Raw genomic sequence first — 4,156 nt, forward strand, 5'->3', positions numbered from 1 at the left:
ATTTGCGCCACAGCAGTGCGTCAATTACTTTCGGCATGCTGGCTATGGACAATGACCCGCATCAAGTGGAAAGCGCTCTAAACACCGCGCTTTCCCAATGATGGCCTCAACGTTGTCCGGATCGAGGCGCAGCGCACTATCGAATAGGTCCTTTGCCTGAGCATTTTGGATCTTCGAGTGCGGCTCGTAGAGCTTTGCCCAGCCGCGCATCGTGAAGTCCATGGCGTCTGGATTTCTCGACCGGTCCACTTCGCTGCGACGGCTTTCGGCTTGCATCAGTTCAATGTTCAGCGAGCGGGCGAGCCGCGCTGTGATCTGGTCCTGCAAGGCGGCGAGGTTCGTGCGATCGCCGTCGAAACGATCGGACCAGACGTCCCGACCGCTCGCGATATCGGTAAGCGATACGTTGACCCGGACCTGGTCCCCGTTGCGCCGCACCGCGCCCTGGACTGCCCAGCGGACGCCGAGGTCCTTGCCGAGCGTCCTGAAGTCGATCTGCTTGTTCTTGTATGTAAAGGCCGTTCCGCGTCCGATAACGAACGCGCCGGGCATTTGCGCGAGGTCGGTCGTCAGATCGGTCGTAATGCCGTCGGCGAAATAGTCCTGCTCCGGATCGTTGTTGAGGTTTACGAACGGCAGGACGACGAGCGACAAGCGGGGAGCAATGTCGGGGCGGGCGGTAGCCTCCCTCTGCGTCTGTTGCTTGTCCGGAAACACATCGGTGCGGAGCGTCTTCCACACAGTCCAATAGCCGACGAGGCCACCCGCGATCGCGCCGACGGCGGCAATCGAGGCAAGCGCCCCGCCCATCAACTGCAATCGTGCTCGCAGGCGACTCTTTGGATTGCGGTCGGATGGCGGTTTCCCCGGTTGCTCCTTATCGGATGTCGCTTTGTCCGGTTGCTCGTTATCGGATGTCGGTTTGTCCGGTAGGTCGTTGGAGACTTCCGAGTTCGTCACCGTTGCCTCCCCGCAGGGGCCACACGCCCGGATTCCAAAGACTAGCACATTTTCGCGGCTTCGGGTTGGTCAAGGTTGCTGACTAAGTTCTCGCCTCTCTCAAGTTGTTGCTTGAACAGTCATCGGTTCTACGACGTCCGAATAGATGTCCGGTTGGGGTCATTCGCGTCGGTTTGGCCGGACCACGGTGACTTCCGGTCTACCCCGGTGAACGGACATTCTCAGGATAGGCGGGCATGTCTCAAAGGTGCCAAACCCGGAAGAATTCAGGGTGAGCAAATCTCGTCCGAGATGCGCTCAAGAGCAGAGATCGAGACGGGGTGTAGTCGATCGGTGTAGCAAAAGCGACGCAGCACGGACGAGTCGGATCGCGGGTCTGCCCCTTGAGCAGAATTTGAACGGTACGCGATCAGAAACCGAGCACGCGGAGCTGTTGCTTGCTGACCCGGTCGGCCGGATCGATCGATTGCGCCTTGCGGAAATCGGCGATCGCCTCGGCGCGGCGGCCCAGCACTTCATTGGAGAGGCCGCGGTTGTTGTAGGCTTCGACATAGGACGGACCGAACTGGATCGCTTGCGTGAAATCTGCAATCGCTTGGTTGCTGTCACCCTTTGCGACGTAGGCTTTGCCGCGGGAGTTGAAAGCGTTGAAGTCCTTGGGGTTTATCGCGATCGCCCGGTCATAGTCGGCGATCGCATCATCGATCTTGCGCAGCGCCGCATAGGCATTGCCGCGATTCCAATACGCCACGCCGTTCCTTGGATTGATGCCGATCGACTGATCATAGGCAGCGATCGCGCGGCGATAGTCCTTCAAGCCTTCGTAAGCGACGCCGAGGCAATTGTACCCGCCGGAATTTTTAGGCTCGCGCTTGATGACCTCGCTGCAATCCGGAACGGCGAGGTCGTATTGGCGATTGTTGCTGTAGGCAACGCCACGCGCGCTGTACAGCCAAACCAGATCTGGATCGAGCTTGATTGCCTCGCTGTAGTCTGCGATGGCGGGCTCCCATCCGCCTTTTTTCGTGATCAACCTCTTCCTGAAGAGCGCCTGACCCCTTTGGCCGAAACCAAAGGCGTATTTCGGATCGATTGTGACCGCCTCGGTGATCTCGGCGACCGCCTGGTCGAATTCCCCCTTTTCCGTCCACGCCATGCCGCGGCGGGCATAGGCCCACGCGTCCCTGGAATTGAGCCTGATCGCCTCGGCGTGGTCGGCCAGCGCAGCGTCGTATTCATGCAGACCGTAATAGGCGACGCCACGGTTGTTGTAGGCCCAGCCATATTTCGGATCGATCTTGATCGCCGCGGTGCAATCGGCAACGGCCGCGTCGTGGTCCTCTTTGCTCTCGTGTGCCTCACACCGGTGCGCAAAGGCCCAGGCGTCCTTCGGGCTGAGCTTGATGGCCTCGCCGTAGTCGGCAATCGCGCCGTCGTAATCCTTTCTGTTGAAGGAGCCGCGGCCCCGGTTCTTGAAGGCCTTGACGCGTTCCGCCACCTGCTCGCTTGCATCGTCGATGATGCGGCTGCAGGCGGCGCCCCCGAAATCGGGCTTGTCGGCGCTGGCGGCGCACTCGCCGCGGTCGGCCGGCGTAGCGGCCTGCGCCGGCATCGCAAGCAGGAGACCCACGCAAAGGAGCAGTCCACCTGATCCGCGCGCTGCCATGCTGTTCCTCCTCCGCCTTGCGCTCCGACGCGACACGTACGGCCGTGATGACTTTAGCCCCAACGGCAGACATTCTGCCATCGTCAACCCAGGTCCGAGATGGGTCAAAACCCGGAAGTCCGGAGATGCAACCGGGAGATCTGCCTTGCCCGCGTAAGCAGACATCGTCAGATCGGTCGGTCAGATCCGGTTCGTGAAGATTCGACATTGAACAGGGCGAGCCTTGCTTTGAGGGGGCATGACGTCAACACCGGTGATCTGCAATAGATTAAGGGAGGCTGCCATCTGGGCAGCCTCTCCCATACCTTGATGCTATCCCCACCCCGCCGCCTGCCCCCGTCATGGGGACTCATCCCAGCGTGGAGATGAAACGACAAGGCTCACGCCCATCCCGAACTCACGTGTGGGCTTCCGATCGGTCTTGAACAACCGTTGTGCGGCCTCGGCGTTCGTGGCGCAGCGCTCGAGCCAGCGAGCCACGAGAAAATCAACCCGCGCGGCAAATCGCAGTCGAGCCGCTGCCAGAACAAGCCTCGCGTCCAAGCTCTGATCGGATGGTCTCTTGACGTCGTTGCGGGCGTTCATCTTGCCCTCCTGCCGTTTCGGCGGAGGGAGCAGCCCTGCGCCGAGAGTTACACTCTTGCTCTGCGGATCAGCCCCGCTTGGAGCTGAAAATTCGGACCCCGTGCCATCACGGGCATGCACGACCAAGCGGCCAGCCGAATAAGCGGCCGGACGCGGGCGGCAGTCTCTGCGATGTGCGTGCGTGCGGTGCGCATTACGGTCCTCAAGAGTGCAGGCGATTTCACCCGCGACGAATGTCATGATCTAAAGGCAGAGAAAATTCAGCCCGTCAAATATTTTATGTTCATGAGGTGCGGAATTTGTTGCGTGCCAGCAATTTTTGAAACGCCGGCGCGGCCGGTTGGGTTCAAAAATTTCAACCTATGGTCAACTGGCGGAAGTGGCGGTTTACTTCGCCATATCCTGTCCACGCCCGCAAACACACGCCAATCGGAAGGGGCGGCACGTCCGCTGGGTGCCCAATAGCGGAAACGGCCGGTCTTGTTCGATCACCTCGTCGGGGCGGGCAGGAGGCGCGGCGAGTTAATGGATGGCGTGGATGCCTTTTGGCAACAGAGCATGATGGTCCGTCAAAACGGCGGGTTATTCGGGTAGCCCCGACTTTTGCAACGCATCGCGCAAGCGCGCCTTGTTCTCAGGCCGCTTCCAAGCAAACCAACTTTCCAAGTAGGAACCGATTGCAAAGGCTGGGCGCATTGCAAGGACGCGTCGCCCGGCCTCTTGCGCCGCCAGAGTGTCACCGACTGCTGACTGGCAGGCCGCCAGCAGCGCGTAGTGTTCGAAGCGGTCTGGCTCCATCGGCTCCAAAACGCCTATCGCCTCGGTCGCGCGTCCGGCCATGAACAAAGCTCGCACAAGGTCGAGATAATAGTGATGGGCCGAGAACGGATCGAGACGCATCGCGCGTTCGATCCACGGTATTGCCGCCACCGGATCACCCAGGTA

Annotated in this window: 4 protein-coding genes; all 4 read right to left on the reverse strand. The window is 60.5% G+C overall.

Translation table 11 applies throughout. The annotated features are described in order from the left end of the window. Positions 1-42 precede the first annotated feature (42 nt). Positions 43-960, reverse strand: coding sequence for a hypothetical protein (locus JQ624_RS38080; RefSeq protein WP_249130422.1), 918 nt, complete (start codon positions 958-960; stop codon positions 43-45). A gap of 409 nt (positions 961-1,369) precedes the next feature. Beyond that, positions 1,370-2,626: a tetratricopeptide repeat protein gene (locus JQ624_RS38085; RefSeq protein WP_212423991.1), complete on the reverse strand. Its 1,257-nt coding sequence runs from the start codon at positions 2,624-2,626 to the stop codon at positions 1,370-1,372. 339 nt (positions 2,627-2,965) lie between these two features. After that, positions 2,966-3,211 carry a hypothetical protein gene (locus JQ624_RS38090; RefSeq protein WP_212423992.1) on the reverse strand — a complete coding sequence of 82 codons (246 nt, stop codon included), beginning with the start codon at positions 3,209-3,211 and terminating at the stop codon, positions 2,966-2,968. A gap of 582 nt (positions 3,212-3,793) precedes the next feature. Next, a partial coding sequence (locus JQ624_RS38095) for a hypothetical protein (RefSeq protein WP_212423993.1) occupies positions 3,794-4,156 on the reverse strand: 363 nt, incomplete at its 5' end.

This window comes from Bradyrhizobium sp. AUGA SZCCT0283, from assembly GCF_018130385.1.
Lineage (GTDB): Bacteria > Pseudomonadota > Alphaproteobacteria > Rhizobiales > Xanthobacteraceae > Bradyrhizobium.

Coding starts and splice junctions, on each gene's coding strand:
- JQ624_RS38085 (WP_212423991.1), bottom strand. CDS start 2,626: ATGGCAGCGCGCGGATCAGGTGGACTGCTCCTTTGCGTGGGTCTCCTG.
- JQ624_RS38090 (WP_212423992.1), bottom strand. CDS start 3,211: ATGAACGCCCGCAACGACGTCAAGAGACCATCCGATCAGAGCTTGGAC.